Raw genomic sequence first — 636 nt, forward strand, 5'->3', positions numbered from 1 at the left:
CACTCAATTAAGATCTTTTCCTGATTGAAATAAGCTCTGTTGCAATAAACACAATCTGAAGGCAAGATATCATTTAAAAGCGGTTCAATAAAAAAGTCCATACCGCCACTTACAATATACAAAGGTATGTTTGCTTGTTTTGTAAAATCCACAAATTCGTTGAACCCTGGGCGAATGCCGGCTGTATCCTTCACAAATTGAATAATGTCGTCCTTTAGGCTACTGTCAAGCAGGGAAAACATTTTCCCAACTCCTGTAGATATACTGATTTTTTGCTGAAGAACACCGTCTTTTAGCTCTTCCCATCCCGAAGGTGCAAATTTTTTCATGATAGCGATGATATTATCTGAGTTAGTAATTGTTCCGTCAAAATCACAAAAAATAATCGGTTTCATTATTCCTTACAAGCCTCCCCATAACTCAAGTGCTTTGCTTAGTGCTTCATCTTCATCAGCCGCATCAGATAATGCCTTGCCTGTAAGAACAGCCTCTACAGCAGAACGGAAAGCCTTTGCCCCGCCCTTTGCTCCGTCGGGATGTCCGTGGATTCCACCGCCTGCATTAATTACGCTGTCCGTCCCAAAATCCTTTATTAGATTAGGAACCATTCCCGGATGAATACCTGCTGAAGGCACG

The 636-nt window shown here is 41.5% G+C and carries 2 protein-coding genes; both read right to left on the reverse strand.

All coding sequences use genetic code 11. The annotated features are described in order from the left end of the window. Nucleotides 1-395 (reverse strand): MtnX-like HAD-IB family phosphatase (locus AC1DUW_RS31735; protein ID WP_477644566.1); only part of this gene is annotated, 395 nt, incomplete at its 3' end. A gap of 6 nt (nucleotides 396-401) precedes the next feature. Beyond that, on the reverse strand, nucleotides 402-636 hold a 235-nt coding region (locus tag AC1DUW_RS31740; RefSeq protein ID WP_477644567.1), incomplete at its 5' end, for a RuBisCO large subunit C-terminal-like domain-containing protein.

Source organism: Peribacillus sp. P4_C12, from assembly GCF_056402095.1.